The following is an 18,060-nucleotide window of genomic DNA, read 5'->3' as shown; positions in this document are numbered from 1 at the left end:
GGCGGCGCGGCGCGGCCAAGCCGGTCGGCAGCAGCGCGAGCGAAGTGGTCGAACAGCAGCGGAATGTCTTCGCGTCGTTCGCGCAAAGGCGCCAGGCGCAACTCGGCAACGTTCAGGCGGTAGGCAAGGTCTTCACGGAAGCGCCCGGCACGGGCCTCCTCCAGCAAGTCGGGCTTGGTTGCGGCGATGATGCGCAGGTCAACGTTGATACTCTGGTTCGCCCCCAGGCGCTCGAGCTTCTGCTCCTGGATCACCCGCAGCAGTTTGGCCTGCTGGGCCAGCGGCATGCTTTCGATTTCATCGAGAAACACCGTGCCGCCGTTGGCATATTCCAGCTTGCCGACGCGCTTGCCCTGGGCACCGGTGAAGGCGCCGCTCTCATGGCCGAACAGCTCGGCCTCGAACAATGCCTCAGGAATGGCCGCGCAATTGAGCGCCACGAATGGCTTGGCCGCGCGTGGCCCGAAATCGTGGAGGCAGCGGGCTACACGTTCTTTGCCGCTGCCTGTCTCACCGCGGATCAGCACATTGACCGGCAGGCTGGGGGGGNNGACCGGCGGGCTGGCCGGGTCCAGCCCCTGCCGCCGCAGCAGTTGCAGGCCCTGGGACATGCCCAGCAGCGTGCCTTCCAGGCGTGACTTGAGGTCGGCCTGCTCGTGCAGGCGGCGGTTCTCAAGCACCAACTGGCGTTTTTCCAGAGCCCGCCGCAGGCTGCCCAGCAGATGTTGCGGGGTGAAGGGTTTTTCCAGGAAGTCGTAGGCCCCGTTGCGCATGGCCTCCACGGCCATGGGGACATCGCCGTGGCCGGTCAGCAGGATCACAGGCAGGTCGGGGTCGTCCGCCTGCAGGCGTTCGAGCAGCTGCAGGCCACCCATGCCGGGCATGCGCACATCGCTGATGATCACACCCGGGAAATGCTTCGGCAACTGGCTCAGGCAGTCTTCGGCGCGGGCAAACAGCTGCACGTTGAAACCCGACAGGCTCAGCCATTGCTCGACCGCTGTGCGGATACTGGCTTCATCGTCGATGACGATCACTGAATTGAACATGCAGGCTCCAGATCTTGGGGCAGGGTAAGGCTCAGGCGCGCACCGCCAGACAGGTTCTCGGCCTGCAGCTGGCCGCCGACCTCATGGACGATACCGTAGGAGATCGCCAGGCCAAGGCCCAGCCCTTCGCCCACGGGCTTGGTGGTGAAGAAGGGGTCGAAGACCTTGGCCAGGTCGGCCTCGGCTATGCCGCCACCGGAGTCGAGCACACTCAGGCGCCACCGTGCGCCATCGGCTTCGATGCGGATCTCCAGGCGCTTGTAGCGTTTGTCGGCCATGGCGTCGAGGGCGTTGCGCAACAGGTTGATCAGCACCTGTTCCAGGCGGATGGCATCGCCCCGTACCCAGGCCGGGCGTGCGAGGTACAGCGCGACCTCGACCTCTTCGCTGCGGATACGCGTTTCCAGCAGGTGCAGTGCCTGATCGACCACGGTGGCCAGGTCCAGGCGCTCGCGCAAGCCCATCGGGCTGTTACGGGCGAAGGTCTTGAGGTGACTGGTGAGCGCGGCCATGCGCGTGAGCATCTGCTCCAGCGGCTCGAGTGCCTGCCGCGCTTCGGCAGGCCGGCCATTGTCGAGCAGCAGGCGCACGGTTTCCAGTTGCATGCGCTGGGTTGTCAGCGGTTGGTTGATTTCGTGGGCCATGGCCGCCGACATCTGGCCCAGCGCGGCCAGTTTGGCGGATTGCACCAGGCCCTCCTGGGCGGTACGCAGCTCGCGGGTACGTTCCTCGACCTGGCGCTTGAGCTCTTCCCGGCTGCGCTGGCGCAGCCGTGCCAGGCGCAGGCGCTGGCTGATGAACAACGCCGCGAACACCAGGCTCAACCATACGGCAGCAGCGCCGAGGGCGGCATTGCGGCCGTCTGCCGCCACCTGCGGCTTGCGCAGCAGGTGCAAGGTCCAGCCTTCGCCTGCCAGCGGCAGGCTTTCCCACAGGTACTCGGCGCTGCCGTCGGGGCCTTGCACGCGGCTGAGGGTGCTGTTGGCAGCGAAGCGCGTGAGCACCTGATGGTGCAGCGGCACCAGCGGCTGCTTGTCGTACTGGCGTGTTTCGGCGAGTTCGGCACGGTCGGCGCCGCTCAGTGGCTGCAGCTCGCGGTAGCGCCAGCCGTCCTGGTTGGCAATGAAGGTGATGCCGCGGGCATCGCTGACCAGCAGGATATCGCTGCCCTGGCGCCATTCGCGTTCCAGCTCCGGGAACTCCAGCTTGACCACCATGGCGCCGAGAAAACGGCCATGTTCGTCGTTGACTGCGCTGGCCAGAAAGTACCCCGGTACCCCGCTGGTCACGCCAACGGCATAGAAGCGGCCCGTACCCTGGCTGCGGGTTTGCTTGAAGTAGGGGCGAAAGCCGTAGTTGGAGCCGACGTAGGTGCTGGGTAGCCGCCAGTTGCTGGCTGCCACGGCCAGGCCGGTGTGGTCGAGCAGTTCGAGGGTCGAAGAGTTGGCCGCACCGTTGATACGTTCGAGCTTGCGGTTCAAGGCGCCTTGCACCGTCTCGCTGACCGGGCCGCGCAGGGCGTCGATCAGTTCCGGGTCCAGCGCCAGCACGGCTGGCAGGGCCCGGTAGCGGTCGATCAGCGTATGCAGGCTATTGGCGTACAAGCCCAGTTGCTGGTGGGCACGTTGTGCGTCGTTTTCCATGGCCTGGCGCTTGGCCTGGTGCATCGCCCAACCGGCACTGAGGGCAGTGCCTAGCAGGATCAGCAGGGTAATCAGCCCCAGCCGCAGGGCGCGAAAGGAAAAGGGCATGGCGCGGATCCGGGTCATTGGGGCATCGGGGCTGGCCCTTACCCGGGCTTGCCCGCCCCCACGTGTGAGTACCTGTGGGAGCGGGCAAGCCCGCGAAAGGGCCGGTACAGGCGACCGTTCAGTTACAGCAATTCAAAACTCTGCTGCTGCACCGCCTGGGAGTCGAGCCCGACCTGGACATTGAACTCCCCGGGCTCGGCAACCCGCTGCAACTGGCCATTGTAGAACTTCAGGTCTTCCTCGCTGATGCGGAAGCTCAAGGTGCGCGTCTCACCGGGCTTGAGCATCAGTTTCTGGAAGTTCTTCAGCTCTTTGACCGGGCGGCTCATCGATGCCGAGACATCCTGCAGGTACAACTGCACCACGGTCTCGCCTGCCAGCTTGCCGGTGTTCTTCACCGTGACCTTGGCTTGCAGCGTATCGCCGCGCTTGAGGTTGTTGGCCGACAGCGTCAGGCCCGACAGCTCGAAGCTGCTGTAGCTCAGGCCGTAGCCGAACGGGTACAGCGGGCCGTTGGGCTCTTCGAAGTACTGCGAGGTGTAGTTGCCGGGTTTGCCTGGCGTGAACGGCCGGCCGATACGGGTGTGGTTGTAGTACATCGGGATCTGCCCGACCGACCTCGGGAAGGTGATGGCCAGCTTGCCGGACGGGTTGTAGTCACCGAACAGCACGTCGGCAATGGCATTGCCGCCTTCGGTACCGGCGAACCAGGTTTCGAGAATGGCATCGGCCTGTTCACGTTCCCAACTGATCGACAGCGGGCGGCCGTTCATCAGCACCAGTACCAGTGGCTTGCCGGTCGCCTTCAAGGCCTTGATCAGTTCACGCTGGCTGGCAGGAATCTCCAGGGTGGTGCGGCTCGACGATTCGTGGGACATGCCGCGGGACTCGCCAACCACGGCCACTACCACATCGGCTTGTTGCGCTGCCTTGACCGCTTCATCGATGAGCACCGCAGGGGGGCGCGGGTCGTCGACGATTTCCGGGGCATCGAAGTTGAGGAAGTTCAGGTAGTCGAGGATGGCCTTGTCGCCGGTGATGTTGGAGCCTTTGGCGTAGACCAGTTTGGCCTTGCCTTCCACGGCGCGGCGCAGGCCTTCGCGCACGGTGACCGAATGCGCCGGTTTGCCGTCGGCGGCCCAGCTGCCCATCATGTCGATCGGGGCATCGGCCAGGGGCCCGACCAGCGCGAGGGTGCCGGTTTTTTTCAGTGGTAGGGTCTGGTTGTGGTTTTCCAGCAGCACCAGGCTACGACGCGCCACGTCACGGGCGGCTTCGCGGTGCAGGCGGTCGCTGCCGTAGTAGTCTTTCAGGTCGGTTTCGGCCTTGCCGATGCGCACGTACGGGTCCTTGAACAGGCCCATGTCGTATTTGGCCCCCAGCACTTCGCGCACGGCCTGGTCCAGTTCGTGCTGGCTCACCTCGCCAGACTTCAGCAGGCCTGGCAGTTCCTGGCCGTACAGGGTGTCGTTCATGCTCATGTCGATGCCGGCCTTGATAGCCAGCTTGGCGGCTTCGCGGCCGTCGCGGGCGACGCCATGGCGGATCAGCTCCTGGATGGCGCCATGGTCGCTGATGGTCACCCCCTTGAAGCCCCACTCCTTGCGCAGCAGGTCGTTCATCAGCCAGGTGTTGGAGGTGGCCGGCACACCGTTGATCGAGTTCAGCGCCACCATGACGCCCCCGGCACCGGCATCGAGTGCGGCGCGGTAGGGCGGCAGGTAATCGTTGTACATTTTCGGCAGGCTCATATCGACCGTGTTGTAGTCGCGCCCGCCCTCTACTGCACCGTACAAGGCAAAGTGCTTGACGATGGCCATGATGCTGTCGGGGTTGGCCGGGCTGCTGCCCTGGAACGAGCGCACCATGACCTGGCCGATCTTCGAGGTCAGGTAGGTATCCTCGCCGAAACCTTCACTGGTGCGGCCCCAGCGGGGGTCGCGGGCAATATCGACCATCGGGGCGAAGGTCATGTCCAGGGCGTCGGCCGAGGCTTCGATGGCGGCGGTGCGGCCCACTTTGGCCACCGCGTCCATGTCCCAGGTGGCGGCCATGCCCAGGCCGATCGGGAAGATCGTGCGCTCGCCGTGGACGGTATCGTAGGCGAAGAACATCGGGATCTTCAGGCGGCTGCGCATGGCCGCATCCTGCATCGGCCGGTTTTCCGGCGCGGTGCGGGAATTGAAGGTACCGCCAATGCGGCCAGCGGCGATTTCCTCGCGAATCTTGTCGCGCGGCATTTCCGGGCCGATGCTGATCAGGCGCAGTTGGCCGATTTTCTCGGCTTCGGTCATCTGGCTGACCAGATGGTCGATGAAGGCCTGCTTGTCTTGCAGGGGCGGGGCGGAGGTGGCGGCGAGGGCCGCCTGACTGGCAAGGCCCATGGCCAGGCCCAGCAAAGACAGTTTCATCATCAGTTCCGTTGTGGGGCCTCTGCCGTATCCAGGGTGGTACGCGCGCGGCCGAAGTTTTCAGGCGGCTATTGTTGTACGATTTGCAGGCAATGCTTCCAGCGGCCGATTATGCCTGAATATGTCACCCGCGGACGAAGCCCCGTATGCCGGGACAACAACTATAAGAAAGCGCAGAGACCGACGGCATGACCCCTTTTGACGAGTATGATCAGCGGCAGATTGCCGAAGCCATAGCCCGTGCCGAGCGGCACACCGACGCCGAACTGGTGACGGTACTGGCGCGGCGTGCCGACGACTATGCGTATTGGCCGCTGCTCTGGGCTGCCGTGCTGGCACTGGCCGTGCCGGGCCTGCTGCAGTGGCTGCTGGGCTGGCCGGGCGTGCGTGGCTTGTTGGTGGCCAACATGCTGCTGTTTGTCGGCTTGTGCCTGCTGCTGCGTAGCCCGCGCCTGGCCGGCTGGCTGATCCCCCGGGTGCTGCGCCGCTGGCGTGCTTCGCGCCTGGCGCACCAGCAATTTCGCGAGCTGAACCTGCAGCGTACGGCGGCTGGCACGGGGGTGCTGATTTTTGTCAGCGAGGCGGAGCGGCATGTGGAAATACTGGTTGACCGCGGCATCGAGCACTGCCTGGATGCCAGCGCTCGGGCGGCACTCGTCAGCCGGCTTGCCGAACAGGTGCGCCAGGGGCGGACCCTGCAGGGTTTTGTCGAATGCATCGAGGCCTGCGGCGAGTTACTGAGCGAGCAGGTGCCACCGACCCATGCGCGTAACGAACTGCCAAACCGCCTGGTGATTCTCGACTGAGGCAGCATGCAGGCGCGCACTTGGATAAGGGCAGGCAGTTAGGGGCTGCTGTGCAGCCCATCGCCAGCTCCTATTGAACAATCCATAACTTGTTGATTCAGCCGGGCCCATGTGAGAGCGGGCGCGCCCGCGAACACCGGCGTAGCCGGTGCCAGCCACCGCGTTGGGTTCTTCGCGGGCTCACCCGCTCCCACACAGGCCGCGTCGCGCTTGCGGCAGGTGTTTGCCACAAGCTATGCAGCGCCTGGCCTGGGCGTGACGCGGCCGTGGGTGGCCAAGGTATGCCTGGCCGCACGGCACACGGTAGAATGAGCGTTCCGCTACCCAAGGCCCCTTTGTCCATGCCCGCCAGTCATTCCGCTTCCGCCGCGCCGGACGCACTCGCCCAGTTCCTCGACCTGCTGAACGCTGCCCTGCAGGGCGGCACGTTAAGCAAGCTGGTGCTGGCACGCCATGTCGGTGCCGACCAGACCCTGCAACGAATCATCGCCAAGCCGCTGCAGGTCAAGGGCCAGCCCTGCCTGTCGCTGGTCTACCGTCACCAGGCCCGAGACATCACCCGCAACCTGGCCCTGGACGATGCCTTGACGCTGGTGGCCGAGTTGCTGCCGGGCAGCTTCCGTAACGCCCACCTCTTCGATGCCGACGGCGAAGTACAGCTGACCTTCAGCAAGAAGGGCAAGCCGATGCTTCAGCGCCATGGCGCACAGGCCCCGCGCGAGGCCGCGCCCGCCAGTGGCCATGACCGTGAGAAAAAACGCTACCTGGAGCTGTCGCGCCCATTCCTGCGCGATCTTGGCGTGACCGACGCGCAGGGGGCACTGATCCCGTCCATGTCGCGCAAGTGGAAGCAGATCAACAAGTTCATCGAGGTCTTCGACCACGCCCTGGCCAGCGCCCCGGTGCCGACACAGCAGGTACTGCGGGTGGCCGACTTTGGCTCGGGCAAGGGCTACCTGACCTTCGCCATGCATGATTACCTGCGCAATACGTTGGGCCGCGAAGCGCAGGTGACCGGGGTTGAACTGCGCCAGGACATGGTCGACCTGTGCAACGCCGCCGCGGTGCGGCTGCAGCATGCAGGCCTGGAGTTCCAGTGTGGTGACGTGCGCAGCGTGGTGCCCGACGCCATCGAGGTGATGATCGCCCTGCATGCCTGTGACATCGCCACCGACTATGCCATCCATACCGGTATCCGCAGCAATGCCGCGATCATCATGTGTTCGCCGTGCTGCCACAAGCAGATCCGCCCGCAACTGCACAGCCCGGGCCTGCTGCAGCCAATGCTGCAATACGGCCTGCACCTGGGCCAGCAGGCCGAAATGCTCACGGACAGCTTGCGGGCGCTGTACCTGGAGGCCTGTGGTTATGAGACCAAGGTATTCGAGTTCATCTCCCTGGAGCACACCAACAAGAACAAGATGATTCTTGCGGTGAAGCGGCGCCAGCCGGGCGACAACCGTGCGCTGCTGGAGAAAATCGCCCAGCTCAAGGCGTTCTATGGGGTGCAGGAGCATTGCCTGGAGACGCTGTTGCGGTGCGACGGGCTGCTCTGAGCGGGCGCGTATCCCTACCATCCCTACAGAATTCCTTTGCCCTTGATCGGTAATGCTTGTAGGGCATTTCCTAGCCGTGCCTTTCAAGGAGTTCTCTGATCAGCGTTTCAGTAGTGTGACGTGCTCAGTAGTCGGTTAGCCGGGTTGTCATTTGACAACCCATGAGCAGTAAGTCCACACTGGAGAAAAGCTGATGGCCCGCCCCAGTCATGCCAGGAAAGAGGTCGAACTGGCCTTGAGGCACGCGGAATCAAAGGGATGGAGAGTTGCGGTAGGCGGGGGACATTGTTGGGGAAAAATGTATTGCCCTTTCAACGATGCCGACTGTCGATGCGGGGAGTATTGCATTACCAGCATATGGAGCACGCCACGTAACGCCGGTAATTTAGCGCGACAGTTGAGGCGTGTGGTTGATCACTGTTCGGCTGACAGGCTGGCAATGTGTACCCAAGGAGGAGTAGCGATGGAGTATGAGTTCACTCTCAGGTATCAGCTGAGCGGGAACGAAGATATCGATGCGTTGCTGGAGCGCCTGGCTCAGTACGGATGTGATGATGCATTGGCTGGTGTAGGTCAACCTGGGCGTCTGGCATTGGCATTCACTCGCCAGGCGACATCTGCCAGGCAGGCCATCGAGAGCGCATTAAGTGATGTTGCCAGAGCGGTTCCAGGCGCTCGCCTGATCGAAGCGACCCCCGATCTGGTCGGGCTCAGCGATGTGGCGGAACTCATCGGTGTATCTCGGCAGAACATGCGCAAATTGATGCTCGCCCGTGCAGGTAGCTTCCCAGTACCCGTGCATGATGGCAGCACCGCTCTGTGGCACCTGGCCGATGTGTTGCCATGGCTGCAGGCGCGAGGGAGCTACCCGATCGGCAAGAGCACGTTGGAGCTTGCGCGCATGGCAATGGCCGTTAACGTGTCCAAAGCATACGAACGCGTGCTCGGCGAGCCAGACCTGGCCCCTTCAACAGGCGCCTGAGGCTGGCCTCAACCTCGGGTGGCCACGGCTTCGATAGACAGCGATGCCTGCCCCAGCGGATGGGTCGTGGCGTCGAAGAAGTGCAGTGACGTGCCCGGCATGGCGCCCAGGCGATCGACGAAATGCTGCTTCTGGTTGATCACCGACGCTTCACTCAACGGCCGAATGGCGATCGCCAGGTGCTTGGGCCCGGCCATTCGAATGGCGTCGAGCAGGTGCTGGTCAGTGCTGTCCAGGTGCTGCCCGAACAGGCACAGGCCACGGTGTTCCTGGGCCAGCTGCCCCAGGCACCAGCTCAGGTAGTCCGAGTGGCGGATGGCGCGCAGTTTCTCGTCGCTGCGGTCTTCATTGACGAACAGCGGCACCTCACCGGGAATGTTCACGGCAAAACCTTCCAGCAGCTCGGCGCTCTCGGCGCTGCGTTGACGGGTGGTGCCGTCGGGTTGCTTGAGCAGGTGCAAGCCCCCGTGCAGGTGCATCACCCGGGTACCCTCGCTGCTGCGCCGGCGCACATCGAAGTAACCCTGCTCGTCGAACAGGTCGGCGAAGCCCTGCGGGGCATGTTGCAGGGCCCAAGGTAGCAGCAGGTCGTAGTTGCTGGTGTAGACGCTGCGATAGCCACGCAAGGCCTGATTGAGCACGGCCAGGGTTGCCGGGGGCATCAGCCGCCAGGGCAGATGCACGGTGCGCACGGCGTGGATCAGCGCTTCCTTGATCGAGTAATAGCGGTTGAGCGGCGCAGTGGAGTTGATGGCGAGCGCAGCATTGGCGCGCACGGTGGTGTTGAGCGCGCTGAGCACCGGTTCGAACAGCTCCGTGCCCAAGGACTTGAACAGGGCCTGGTCGCTGATCGCCAGGCCTTTCTTGCGACCGGCGCGTTGCGCCTCCTCGAACAGCGAGAAATAGCCGAACGGCTTCCACACTGCGCGGCTGGCGCCGTTACCCAGCAGCAGGGCATCGCAGGGGTGGCGGGCGGCAAGTTCCGGCCAGGGCAGGAGTGGGGCGTCGAGTGCAGGCATGCTGGGTCCATTGGTGGTGCGGGCGCGGGGCGACTTTAGCATGTCAGGCGGGGGCAAGGGGCATCAACCCTGCCTGGCGGCCGGCACGCTGCGCTTGCGGTTACGCCATACCCGGTAGGCCCGGATGCCGGCGCGCACCGAACCGAACAGCAATTTGTCCTCCATCTCGCGCGCCATGCCCGAGCGCACCAGCATGCGCAGAAAGCTGCCGCGGGCACGGGCGATGGCGAAGAAAATGCCCTGCGCGGCCAGGGTGTCGCGCACTTCACGCAATGCGGCCATGCCGCTGACATCGATACTGGTCACGGCCTCGGCATCGAACAACACGGCCTTGGGCTGGGCCTCGCCTTGCACCGCCTCGAGAAGGCGCATCTTGAAGTAGTCGGCATTGAAGAACAGGATTGCGTCGTCAAAACGGTAGACCACCAGGCCGGGCACCGTCCGCGCATCCTTGAACTTGCGAATGTCGACCTGGCCTTCGGTGCCCGGCAGCCAGCCGAGCACGGCGTCGGTAGGCTGGTAGATGCTGTACAGCAGGCGCAGTATCGCCAAGGTCACGGCAAACACGATGCCGGGCAGCACGCCCAGCCCCAGCACCCCCACGGTGGTCAGCAGGCACAGCCAGAATTCGAAACGGCTCAGGCGCCGAATGTGGCCCAGTGACTTGATATCGATCAGCCCCCAGCCAGCCATCAGCAGCACCGCGCCCAGCGCCGCCTGAGGGATCCACGCCATGGGCGCGGTGAAAAACAAAAGGATCAAGGCGATCACCAGGGCGGCGACGATGCCGACCAGCTGGCTTTTGCCCCCGACCATGTCGTTGACGGCGGTGCGCGAATCGGCACCGCTGATGGCAAAACCCTGGGAAACCCCGGCGGCCAGATTGCTCACGCCCAACGCCACGAACTCGTGGTTGGCGTTGATGGCGTAGCCATGCCGGGCAGCGAAACTGCGCGCGGTGAGCATGGCGCTGCAGAAACTGACCGTGGCGATACCCAGGGCGTCGCGCAGCAGGCTTTTCATTTCTGCCAGGTTGCTGTGTGGCCAGGCCAGTTGCGGGATGCCGGCCGGCACCGGGCCGAGTATGGCGACGCCGAAGCGGTCGAGGCCGAACAGACCCGCCAGCAGCATGAACAGCGCCACCACCGTTAGCGCGGCCGGCAGGCGCGGGTAGCGGCGTGGCAGCCAGATCAGCAGGCCTAGGGCGGCCAGGCCGATGCACAACGTCAACCCGTGAATTTCGCCCAGGCGTTGGAGGAAGTTGATCAGGCTGAGGATGAAACCGTCGCCCTCGATGCTGAACCCCACCACCTTGGACAACTGCCCGGCGATCAGGCTCAGGCCGATACCGTTGAGGTAGCCGATCAGAATCGGGCGCGAGAAGAAGCTGGCGATGAACCCGGCCCGCGCCAGGCCAGCGGCAATCAGCATGACCCCGACCAGTACGGTGACGATGACCGACAGCTCGGCAGTGCGTTGCGGGTCGCCCAAGGCCAGCGGCGCCACGGCCCCGGCAATCATGGCGCAGGTAGCCGCGTCGGGGCCGACCATCAACTGGCGCGAGCTCCCGATCAGCGCGTAGACCATCATCGGCAGCACACAGGCGTACAGGCCGTACTGCGGCGGCAAGCCCACGATCTGGGCGTAGGCGATGGCAGTCGGGATCTGGATGGCTGCCACCGACAGCCCTGCCTGCAGGTCGGCGTGCAGCCATTCGCGGCGGTAGTGCAGCAGGTTGGCAAGGCCCGGTAGCCAGCGGGAGAGCAACATGCGTCGTCCTTTCGAAATGTTTCACGAAACCCTGGGCGCATTGAAACGGATCGACAGGCAATTGGCCATGCTGCTGATCATCGAAAGCAGCAGATCGAAGCGATTGGCAGAAACGAAAAAAGGAGCGAACGCTCCTTTTGACAGCGATGACGTTGCCGGAACGCCATGCGGGGGAATGTAATGTGGAGCGGGTAGAGGGAATCGAACCCTCAACTAAAGCTTGGGAAGCTTTCGTTTTACCACTAAACTATACCCGCCTTACGCCGCACTTTTTACCAGAACCCTGCGCGAAATAGAAGCCCACGTTATAAAAAAAGCGTGTCGGCGCCCCATGCCGGCGGGTATCCGCACCAAGGCGCCGAGTTGCTCAGATAGCCAGTGCATGCTGCCCCTGTTGCAGCGGCTGGTATCGTTGCCGGGCTTCACGCAGGGTTGGCTTGAGGAAGCCCAACATGGCATTGCGGGTGTCCTCGCAGGCGGCCTTGGTCTCCATGTCCAGAAAGTGTCCTGCACCGCGGATAACCCCAAACTGGCTGCGCCCCACGTGTTTGCCGAACTGCCGTGCATCTGCGGCCGTGGTGTACTCGTCGCGTTCACCATTGATGAACAACACCGGAATATCGATAGCGCGCGCGCCATCCAGTGCCCGTGCCAGGTCATGTTGCAGCACCTGGTTGATGTGGAAGTGCATCTGCGCGTATTCGTGGCTGTCCAGGCTGCTGACGTGCCGGTAGTTGAACCGCTTGAACAGCGACGGCAGGTACTTGCCGATGGTGTCGTTGATCAGGTTGCCGACTTGATAGCGGTCGCAGGCGGCCAGGTACTGGCAACCGCGCGCCAGGTAGTCGCGCATTGGTTCATTGATCACCGGCGAGAACGAACTCACCACGGCCTTCTTCACATACCGCGGCTGGTGCGCCAGTGCCAGTAGCGTGCTGGCACCGCCCCACGAGAACGACATCACGTGGTCGGCCTGGAAGTGATCGATCAGTTCAAGGAGGATATGCGCCTCGGTCTCCTTGCTGATCAGCCGTTCGTGGCGGTTGTGCGGTTTGGATTTGCCCGCGTAGGGCTGGTCGAACAGGACGACATTGAACTGCGGGTGCAGGTTGCGCACCGTCTGGGCGAACGAGGCTGTGGTGGCCAGCGAGCCGTTGATCAGGATGATCGTATTCTCAGCCGCATCCGCGCGATAGAACTCCGTGTAAACCCGATACTGACCTTGAATATCAAGTACAGCGATTTCTGGCCTCATGTCATCGACTCCTGGCGCAAAAAGGGTATTCGCGTCACCTGGTGGCTTGTCGCGGCAACGGGTCGTTCACTTTTGGCGGCGGCTTGGCCGAACACTCAAGCCACTGGCCCAAAGAGAGCGCATTCCCGAAACAGGACATCAGGGTGCACGTTCTTTATGACAGGTAGGCATTCGCCTGAAGAGTAACCGGGGCCCTGTGTCGATCCTTGGCACTTGCGTCGACGGTGTTGTTGTATGGCGGGCAATCTGCCGTGCCCCAAGGCATCTAGGCCCTGGGTGGCCGACAAAAAGTGTCTGGGTCTACGATCGTGACTTAGCGGTCACATGCAGACTGACGATTGGGATTCAAGCAGGGGGGCGGGGATCCTGCAAGTGCCGTTCGGGCTTAATTGTGACGTTTGGCGCTGAGCGGTCGTATGGCGAGCGCTCAGCGGTAGGTTGCGCGAGTTCGCGGGCGGGCTAGACGGTGCCTATTTCTTCCGGCGTGAGTTGCCGAAAGGCCCCGGGCGCCAACCCCGGGTCGAGCCGGATCGCCCCCATGCTCTCCCGGTGCAGCCCCACGACCTTGTTGTCGAAAAACCCGAACATGCGTTTGACCTGGTGATAGCGCCCTTCGACAATCGCCAGCCGCGCCTGGCGCGGCCCTAGAATGTCCAGCTGGGCGGGCTGGGTGGTGAGGTTCTCAAAGGCGAAGTAGAAGCCTTCACGGAACTTGGCCACATAGTGCTCGGCAATCTCGTCCTCGGTTTCCACCAGGTACTGCTTGGGCAGCTTGGTCGCTGGCTGGGTCAGGCGTCGTGACCATTGGCCATCGTTGGTCAGGATCATCAGGCCGGTGGTGTTGAAGTCCAGGCGCCCGGCGATGTGCAGGTCTGCACGCAGCGCCGCCGGCAACAGCTCGAGCACAGTGGGGTGCTGTGGGTCGTGGGTCGCGCTCACGCAGCCGGCCGGCTTGTGCAGCATCAGGTAGCGCGCCGGGCGGCCAGCCTGCAGCAACTGCTCGTCCAGTTGCACCCGGCTGAACTCCCGCACCTCGGCCAGCGGGTCGCTGATGACCTGGCCATCCAGGCGTACACGGCGCTGGGCCAGCATCAGCCGGGCTTGCTGGCGGTTGCAGTGGGGCAGGTTGGCAAGGAAACGATCGAGGCGCATGGCTTGGCGTCAGCTGGAAGGGCGTGATTGGAGTTGGTCTTCAACGGCGGCGCAGCGCGGGCACAGGCAGGCTTTGTCCCGCAGCGCGGCGGGCAGTGCCTGGAGCACGCTCGGGTCGATGGTGACACCGTAGCACCAGCAGGCCTGGGTGGCGCGGCGTGGGTCGGCCAGGCTGCAGTGGTTGAGCGCGCCGCAAGCGGGGCAGTGTTGCTGATCAGTCATGGGGTTTCGCTACAGACACGGTTGCGGCCAGCCTGTTTGGCACGATAAAGGGCACGGTCGGCGCGGGTCAGCAGGGTGTGCAGGGTATCCCCCGGTCGCAGGCTGCTCAGGCCGATGCTGGTGGTCAGGCGCAGTGGCTGGTCGTCGTAGCTGAAGGTCAGCTGTTCGGTGCGCTGGCGGATCTTTTCGGCCACCTCGATGGCGTGCCGACCCTCGGCTTCACGCAGCAGCACGATGAATTCCTCGCCACCCCAGCGGCACAGTATATCCGACTGGCGCAGGCTGCTTTGCAGCACATTGGCGAACTGGCGCAGCACTTCGTCGCCTGCCAGGTGGCCATGGGTATCGTTCAGCGCCTTGAAGTGGTCCAGGTCGAACAGCAACGCCACCAGTGGGCCACTGTCGCGCTGGGCTTCGCGCAGGGCCTGGGCAGCCAGCAGGTCGAAGCTGCGCCGGTTGAGCAGGCCGGTGAGGCTGTCGAGGGTCGCCAGGGCCTCTGTGCTGGCCTGATGGCGGCGGACCATGGCGTGTACCAGTGCCAGTACCACCAGGGTGATCATGGTGCAGATCGCCAGGTTCAGGTACAGCGAGTGACGAATGCGATCGAGCGCGCCGGTTTCCCGTTTGTCCACCAGCAGGTACCAGTCCAGCTCAGGCAACTGGCGCACGTTGAGGAAGTGGCTGTGCTGGTCGCTGTCACGGTACTCGTGGCTGCCTTCACTGGGTACAGGCCGTTCGGCCAGCAGGTCCTGCAGTTCGGGGTTGGCACTGAGCTGCTGGCCCACCTGTAGGCCATGCGGGCCGCCTGCCGAGCCGGTCAGCAGCACCTTGCCCTTGGCGTCGGTGAATAGCACCGCGCGCTGGTAGCGTTGTTGATAGCGGTCGATCAGCTTGACCACCGACGATACGCTCAGGCCGACACCGGCGGCGCCGATGAAGCGTTGCTGATAGTCATGCACCTGATAGTTGATGAATACGGTCAGGCTGTCATGGTTGGCCATGTCGAGGTCGACGTTGATCTCATAAGGCGCCTTGAGGTCACGCAGGCGGAAGTACCAGGCGTCGCGCCAGGCGCCAGGGTCGACATGCTTGAGCACCCCCTTGGCCTGGTAGTAGGTCAGGGTGCGGTCGGACACGAAAAATGAGGTGAAGGTGTCCTGCTTGCCCATGACCTCCCCCAGGTAGCGGGTCATGCGTGCGGTGTCCTGCTCGCCGGACAGCACCCAGTCGCGCAGGAAGGTGTCCTGGGCCATCATCGAGGCGATCAGTACCGGGCGAATCAGGTCTTTCTGGATTTCCGAGTAGACCGTGTCGGAGGTTAGCGGCAACTCGGTATTGATGATGCCGTCACGGATAGCGCTGCGCGAAGCGAAGTAACTGAGCAGCGAGGTGGCGAGAAAGCCGCAGGCCAGCAGCAACAGGAGGGTGAAGATCAGCGAACGCTGCGAAAACAGGGTGGAACGTAAAGGCATGATCTTCCCATGATGTGTGCCGAGCCGCCCATTCTAGTGAGGTGGCCCTGAAATGACTGCAAGTTTTTCGGTGCCCGGGCAGCTGTATCAAATTATTGCAGGAATGGCACTGCACCTTGTTACCGGTGTCTTATTCAATGTCGATGAACACATTTCGCATCGACGCCCGACAGCGCCGCTGTGCGGGCACTCCAGCGGTCCAGGAGGCCGCCATGTCCTATCGAATCCTGTTGATCGCCCTGCTGGGGTCGATGACTTCCGCCTGCGCGCCTTACTACGAGAGTGGCAGCTACTACCGCTCCGACTATTACACCAGCGACCGCTATGCAGCGCCCGGGTACTATCGTTATGACCGTTACTACGTGGCGCCGCAGCCACGCTACTACTACCAGCCGGCACCACGCTACTACTACCAGCCCGCCCCGCGTTACCGCTATCAGCCCGCACCCAACTACCGGCCGCAGCCACGCCCGCCGGTGACCCAGTGGCACGGAAAGCCGCGCCATGACTATGGCAACCGCCAGCGTGATGACTACCGGGGTGACCGGGACCGGCACGACTACCGCGATGGCAGCCAGCGCTACCCGCGGGGCGGCTGGCAATCCAATGGGCCAGGCAATGGCGGTGGGCCAGGTGATGGGCCGCGCGGGCAGGGGCAATGGCAGCGCTAGGCAGCCACTGCACTAACCCAGGTCCGCCAGCGGGTGACTGCCCTCCCACACCTTGGCGAAGTGCGCCTCAACCACCGCTGCCGGCACCTGCGCCACATCCGGCCAGTGCCAGCGCGGCTGGTTGTCCTTGTCCAGCAGTCGGGCGCGTACCCCTTCACTGAACTCCGGGTGGCGGCAGCAGTTCAGGCTCATGCAGTACTCCATCTGCAACACTTGCGCCAGTGACAGGTGTCGCGCCCGGCGAATCTGCTCCCAAACCAGATGGGCGGTCAGCGGGCAGCCTTGCTGCAGCCGTTGGCCGGCGTCGGCCAGCAATGGGTCGTCATGGTGCTTCAGGTTTTCCAGCGCGCGCCATGCGGCAGCCGCATCGGCAACATCGAGCAACGCGTCGATCACTGCCCGGCGCGGCAACCATTGAGCGGCCGGTAATTCGGCACACACGCGGTGCTGTTCGGCCTTGAGCAGGCTGTTGAGCTGCAACGCGGTGTGTTCCTGCCAGTTCAGTTGCAGCAGCTCATCGACCAGGGTTTCTTGCTGGTGCTCACCCAGGAAGCGGTCGGCCAAACCCAGGTCCAGGGCATCGCGGGCGTTGAGCGGGGCGCCGGTCAGGCCAAGGAACAGCCCCAGTTTGCCTGGCAGCCGGGCCAGGAACCAGCTGGCGCCCACGTCCGGGTAGAAGCCGATGCTGACCTCCGGCATGGCCAGACGGCTGCTGGGTGTGACAATGCGCACGTTGGCGCCTTGCAGCAACCCCATGCCGCCGCCCAGAACATGGCCATGCCCCCAGCACAGCAACGGTTTGGGGTAGGTGTGCAGGCTGTAGTCCAGGCGGTATTCGGCGGCGAAGAAGGTGGCGGCCAGCGGTGGCACGCTGCCAGGTTGATCGCGGCAAGCCTGGGCCAGCGCGCGCACATCACCTCCCGCACAGAATGCCTTGGCGCCGCTGCCACGCAACAGCACGCAGACCACCCCGGGGTCGCGCGCCCACGCCTGCAGCTGGTCGCCCAGCGCCTCGATCATGGGCAGGGTCAGGGCATTGAGCGCCATGGGCGCATCGAGGGTGGCGATGCCCATGCGGGCGCCATCGGCGCCGGTAAGCACCTCGCAATGAATGGTCATGGACTACCTCGCGCAAGTCATGGCCCAAGTATGGCTTGCCTGGCCAATCATGCCGGTCGTCGGTCGGATCGTTTGACAAGCGGGTAGGGCTTACCTAGTGTCGCGCCATTGTTTATGGAAGGCCCCATGACTGACGACGACCGTATCAAACTCGAACCCAGCTGGAAGGCCGCGTTGCGCGGTGAGTTCGACCAGCCCTACATGCATCAGCTGCGCGAGTTCCTGCGTAGCGAGTACGCTGCCGGCAAGCAGATCTACCCGCCAGGGCCGCTGATCTTCAACGCGCTCAACTCGACACCGCTGCAACAGGTGAAAGTGGTGATCCTCGGCCAGGACCCTTACCACGGGCCTGGCCAGGCGCACGGCTTGTGCTTCTCGGTGCAGCCCGGGGTGGCCACGCCGCCGTCGCTGGTCAATATCTACAAAGAGTTGCAGCGGGACCTGAACATCCCGATCGCCAGCCACGGCTACCTGCAAAGCTGGGCCGAGCAAGGCGTGCTGCTGCTCAACACCACCATGACGGTCGAGCGCGCGAATGCGGCCTCGCATGCCAAGAAAGGCTGGGAGCACTTTACCGACCGGATCATCCAGGTCGTCAGCGAGCAGTGCCCGCACGTGGTGTTCCTGCTGTGGGGCGCCCATGCGCAGAGCAAGCAGAAGCTGATCGATGGCACCAAGCACCTGGTGCTGAAGTCGGTGCACCCGTCACCGTTGTCGGCTTACCGCGGCTTTCTCGGCTGCGGGCACTTCAGCCGCACCAACAGCTTCCTCGAGCAGCGCGGGCTGGCGCCGATCAACTGGGCGTTGCCGCCGTTGTAGTCATGT

The 18,060-nt window shown here is 63.9% G+C and carries 15 protein-coding genes, 1 tRNA gene and 2 pseudogenes; 7 read left to right on the top strand and 11 right to left on the bottom strand.

Going from position 1 to position 18,060, the window contains the following annotated elements; translation table 11 throughout:
- The 3 genes and pseudogenes from G1E_RS08015 to bglX form a co-directional block, all read right to left on the bottom strand.
- Positions 1-1,049, bottom strand: a pseudogene (locus G1E_RS08015) (sigma-54-dependent transcriptional regulator); the annotation flags it as partial.
- Positions 1,034-2,800 (bottom strand): ATP-binding protein, encoded by a 1,767-nt coding sequence (locus G1E_RS08010; protein WP_047149745.1) that lies wholly within the window; start codon positions 2,798-2,800, stop codon positions 1,034-1,036. The pseudogene G1E_RS08015 and the gene G1E_RS08010, both read right to left, overlap by 16 nt.
- A gap of 122 nt (positions 2,801-2,922) precedes the next feature.
- Positions 2,923-5,214, bottom strand: coding sequence for a beta-glucosidase BglX (bglX, locus tag G1E_RS08005; RefSeq protein ID WP_047149744.1), 2,292 nt, complete (start codon positions 5,212-5,214; stop codon positions 2,923-2,925).
- Between the two features lie 185 nt (positions 5,215-5,399).
- Here bglX and G1E_RS08000 point away from each other — a divergent pair, with 185 nt between their 5' ends.
- The 4 genes and pseudogenes from G1E_RS08000 to G1E_RS07990 all read left to right on the top strand — a co-directional run bounded on the left by G1E_RS08000 (position 5,400) and on the right by G1E_RS07990 (position 8,555).
- A complete protein-coding gene (locus G1E_RS08000; RefSeq protein ID WP_009683078.1) occupies positions 5,400-6,017 on the top strand; it encodes a TPM domain-containing protein in 618 nt (205 codons plus the stop codon).
- 341 nt (positions 6,018-6,358) lie between these two features.
- A complete protein-coding gene (locus G1E_RS07995) occupies positions 6,359-7,573 on the top strand; it encodes an SAM-dependent methyltransferase (protein WP_009683077.1) in 1,215 nt (404 codons plus the stop codon).
- Positions 7,574-7,766: 193 nt separating this feature from the next.
- A pseudogene (locus tag G1E_RS29320) lies at positions 7,767-8,006 on the top strand (hypothetical protein); the annotation flags it as partial.
- Positions 8,007-8,036: 30 nt separating this feature from the next.
- Entirely contained in the window at positions 8,037-8,555 is a 519-nt protein-coding gene (locus tag G1E_RS07990; protein ID WP_009683076.1) for an AlpA family transcriptional regulator, read from the top strand.
- An 8-nt stretch (positions 8,556-8,563) separates the two neighbouring features.
- On the opposite strand, the gene G1E_RS07985 is transcribed toward G1E_RS07990, so the two are convergent.
- Positions 8,564-9,574, bottom strand: coding sequence for a DUF4917 family protein (locus tag G1E_RS07985; RefSeq protein WP_009683075.1), 1,011 nt, complete (start codon positions 9,572-9,574; stop codon positions 8,564-8,566).
- Between the two features lie 63 nt (positions 9,575-9,637).
- Positions 9,638-11,344, bottom strand: a complete 1,707-nt coding sequence (locus G1E_RS07980; protein WP_009683074.1) for a SulP family inorganic anion transporter — start codon at positions 11,342-11,344, stop codon at positions 9,638-9,640.
- Between G1E_RS07980 and G1E_RS07975 the strand changes: the two genes are divergently transcribed.
- A complete protein-coding gene (locus G1E_RS07975; RefSeq protein WP_009683073.1) occupies positions 11,343-11,525 on the top strand; it encodes a hypothetical protein in 183 nt (60 codons plus the stop codon). The two genes, G1E_RS07980 and G1E_RS07975, sit on opposite strands and share 2 nt — an antisense overlap.
- A gap of 2 nt (positions 11,526-11,527) precedes the next feature.
- On the opposite strand, the gene G1E_RS07970 is transcribed toward G1E_RS07975, so the two are convergent.
- The 5 genes from G1E_RS07970 to G1E_RS07950 form a co-directional block, all read right to left on the bottom strand.
- A tRNA-Gly gene (locus tag G1E_RS07970) sits at positions 11,528-11,601 on the bottom strand.
- 110 nt (positions 11,602-11,711) lie between these two features.
- Positions 11,712-12,599: an alpha/beta fold hydrolase gene (locus tag G1E_RS07965; protein ID WP_009683072.1), complete on the bottom strand. Its 888-nt coding sequence runs from the start codon at positions 12,597-12,599 to the stop codon at positions 11,712-11,714.
- Positions 12,600-13,058: 459 nt separating this feature from the next.
- Complete coding sequence (locus G1E_RS07960) at positions 13,059-13,751, bottom strand: pseudouridine synthase (RefSeq protein WP_009683071.1); 693 nt, start codon at positions 13,749-13,751, stop codon at positions 13,059-13,061.
- A gap of 9 nt (positions 13,752-13,760) precedes the next feature.
- Positions 13,761-13,973, bottom strand: a complete 213-nt coding sequence (locus tag G1E_RS07955; RefSeq protein ID WP_009683070.1) for a cysteine-rich CWC family protein — start codon at positions 13,971-13,973, stop codon at positions 13,761-13,763.
- Positions 13,970-15,445, bottom strand: coding sequence for a sensor domain-containing diguanylate cyclase (locus G1E_RS07950; RefSeq protein WP_047149743.1), 1,476 nt, complete (start codon positions 15,443-15,445; stop codon positions 13,970-13,972). Before G1E_RS07950 ends, G1E_RS07955 begins: the two co-directional genes overlap by 4 nt.
- Before the next feature lie 212 nt (positions 15,446-15,657).
- Between G1E_RS07950 and G1E_RS07945 the strand changes: the two genes are divergently transcribed.
- A complete protein-coding gene (locus G1E_RS07945) occupies positions 15,658-16,116 on the top strand; it encodes a hypothetical protein (protein ID WP_009683068.1) in 459 nt (152 codons plus the stop codon).
- 12 nt (positions 16,117-16,128) lie between these two features.
- On the opposite strand, the gene G1E_RS07940 is transcribed toward G1E_RS07945, so the two are convergent.
- On the bottom strand, positions 16,129-17,235 hold the full coding sequence (locus tag G1E_RS07940) for an enoyl-CoA hydratase/isomerase family protein (RefSeq protein ID WP_009683067.1): 1,107 nt from the start codon (positions 17,233-17,235) through the stop codon (positions 16,129-16,131).
- Between the two features lie 126 nt (positions 17,236-17,361).
- On the opposite strand from G1E_RS07940, the gene ung reads away from it, so the two are divergent.
- On the top strand, positions 17,362-18,054 hold the full coding sequence (gene ung / locus G1E_RS07935) for a uracil-DNA glycosylase (RefSeq protein WP_009683066.1): 693 nt from the start codon (positions 17,362-17,364) through the stop codon (positions 18,052-18,054).
- Positions 18,055-18,060 lie beyond the last annotated feature (6 nt).

Source organism: Pseudomonas sp. TJI-51 (assembly GCF_000190455.2).
GTDB classification, from domain to species: domain Bacteria; phylum Pseudomonadota; class Gammaproteobacteria; order Pseudomonadales; family Pseudomonadaceae; genus Aquipseudomonas; species Aquipseudomonas juntendi.
This window is presented reverse-complemented; position numbering and strand designations above follow the sequence as displayed.

Coding starts and splice junctions, on each gene's coding strand:
- G1E_RS07950 (WP_047149743.1), bottom strand. CDS start 15,445: ATGCCTTTACGTTCCACCCTGTTTTCGCAGCGTTCGCTGATCTTCACC.
- G1E_RS07955 (WP_009683070.1), bottom strand. CDS start 13,973: ATGACTGATCAGCAACACTGCCCCGCTTGCGGCGCGCTCAACCACTGC.
- G1E_RS07945 (WP_009683068.1), top strand. CDS start 15,658: ATGTCCTATCGAATCCTGTTGATCGCCCTGCTGGGGTCGATGACTTCC.
- G1E_RS07990 (WP_009683076.1), top strand. CDS start 8,037: ATGGAGTATGAGTTCACTCTCAGGTATCAGCTGAGCGGGAACGAAGAT.
- ung (WP_009683066.1), top strand. CDS start 17,362: ATGACTGACGACGACCGTATCAAACTCGAACCCAGCTGGAAGGCCGCG.
- G1E_RS08000 (WP_009683078.1), top strand. CDS start 5,400: ATGACCCCTTTTGACGAGTATGATCAGCGGCAGATTGCCGAAGCCATA.
- G1E_RS07985 (WP_009683075.1), bottom strand. CDS start 9,574: ATGCCTGCACTCGACGCCCCACTCCTGCCCTGGCCGGAACTTGCCGCC.
- G1E_RS07960 (WP_009683071.1), bottom strand. CDS start 13,751: ATGCGCCTCGATCGTTTCCTTGCCAACCTGCCCCACTGCAACCGCCAG.
- G1E_RS07940 (WP_009683067.1), bottom strand. CDS start 17,235: ATGACCATTCATTGCGAGGTGCTTACCGGCGCCGATGGCGCCCGCATG.
- G1E_RS08010 (WP_047149745.1), bottom strand. CDS start 2,800: ATGCCCTTTTCCTTTCGCGCCCTGCGGCTGGGGCTGATTACCCTGCTG.
- G1E_RS07995 (WP_009683077.1), top strand. CDS start 6,359: ATGCCCGCCAGTCATTCCGCTTCCGCCGCGCCGGACGCACTCGCCCAG.
- bglX (WP_047149744.1), bottom strand. CDS start 5,214: ATGATGAAACTGTCTTTGCTGGGCCTGGCCATGGGCCTTGCCAGTCAG.
- G1E_RS07965 (WP_009683072.1), bottom strand. CDS start 12,599: ATGAGGCCAGAAATCGCTGTACTTGATATTCAAGGTCAGTATCGGGTT.
- G1E_RS07975 (WP_009683073.1), top strand. CDS start 11,343: ATGCGTCGTCCTTTCGAAATGTTTCACGAAACCCTGGGCGCATTGAAA.
- G1E_RS07980 (WP_009683074.1), bottom strand. CDS start 11,344: ATGTTGCTCTCCCGCTGGCTACCGGGCCTTGCCAACCTGCTGCACTAC.